1 pseudogene is annotated in these 1,477 nt (G+C 66.9%); it reads right to left on the reverse strand.

Features of this window, described 5'->3' with window-relative positions:
* Positions 1-200: 200 nt before the first annotated feature.
* Positions 201-1,250 (reverse strand): annotated as a pseudogene (locus EUA98_RS19540) (IS110 family RNA-guided transposase); the annotation flags it as partial.
* Positions 1,251-1,477 lie beyond the last annotated feature (227 nt).

Consider the following 1,477-nt stretch of genomic DNA (forward strand, 5'->3'; position numbering starts at 1 on the left):
TGATGCTCCTATAGGTGTCAAGCGGCCTGAAGCCATTGGCGGTAGGCGTCGGCGAGTTCGTCGTCGCGGGTCAGTCCGCGTTCGATGCGGGAGATCTTTGCGGGCCAGACGGCGAAGTGGCCCGAGGCGGTTTGAAGGGTGAGTCCTCTGGCCAGGCGAAGGGGGCGCAGGTCGTCGGTGCGAGGCACCGCGACGGGGTTGGTGATCAGGTGGTAGACCTCGCGGGCCACGGCGCGTTTGAGGCAGCGCATGATGTCGCGGGTGCTCTTGCCCTCGGCGGTGCGTTTGGCGATGTAGGCGCGAGTGCGCGGATCGCACGACATCCGCACCAGGACGACTTGGTGCAGGGCGCAGTTGGCTTGCCGGTCGCCTCCCCGGCACAGCCGGAACCGGGTGGTCTTACCTGAGGACGCGGGGATCGGTGCGACTCCACACAGCGCAGCGAAGGAGGCTTCGCCGGTGATCCGGTCGGGGTTGTCCCCGGCGGTGATGAGCAGCTGTGCGGTGGTGACCAGGCCGAAGCCTTTGGCTGCGATGAGTGCCGGGGCGGCGCGGGTGACGATGACCTCCAGGTCGCTCTCGAGTTGGAGGATCTCCTCGCTCAAGTAGCGGTGCCGGCGGGCCAGGTGCCGCAGGGCATGCAGGGTGGCCTGGTCGACGCCATCGCGTGCTGGGCCCGGACGCACTGCGTTGAGGCTGGCGAGCAGGTTCTTGTCGGACAGGCCTCTGAAGTGCGCGCGAACGAAGTCAGGGGCCGTCACGAGCAGGCATTTGATCTGCCGGGACGCGTTGCCGCGGGCCTTGACCGCGGAGCGGCGGGCGGCGTGCAGGACCCGGATCGCTTCGACGTCACCGTCCGCGTTCTTCGGGGTTGGCATGTCACCGCCTGCGAGCACCGCAGCCGCGGCGGCGAAGGCGTCGATCGGGTCGGACTTGCCCCGTCGGCGTGGAGCCTGACGCTTGGGGCGCATCACCTCCACGACCCGGATCCCGGATTGGCGCAAGTGGCGCGACAGACCGGCTCCGTAGGAGTTGGTGCCTTCGATGCCGACTGTCTGGAGCTGGCCGAAGCTCGTGATGAATACCCTGAGTTCCCGGTAGCCATCCGCGGTCGCGTCAAACTCCGCGTCGGCGAGGTGGACGCCAGTGGTGGCGATCACCGCGGCATGGTGGGTGTCGGCATGGGTGTCGACCCCGGCGATGACCGCCGGGAGAGCGGCCGGGTGAGCGGCTGGGTGAATGCTTGTCATGATGGTGATGCCTTCCTGCATAGGGAGAGGCAAAACCGGCCAGGCGGGCAGGCAGCACGGTGATGGGACCTTGTTGGCCAAGCTCCTATGAGGTCATGCCCGTCTGGTCGGCATGCGTTACAGCAGCCCCGTCCAAGACGGACAGATCATGCACAAGACAGTCCACAAGAACGTCAGTGGGTGGCTGAGTCACACCTTGAACGAGGTGTTGCCATCATCACCGTGGG

This window comes from Pengzhenrongella frigida, from assembly GCF_004168625.1.
GTDB classification, from domain to species: Bacteria; Actinomycetota; Actinomycetes; order Actinomycetales; family Cellulomonadaceae; genus Pengzhenrongella; species Pengzhenrongella frigida.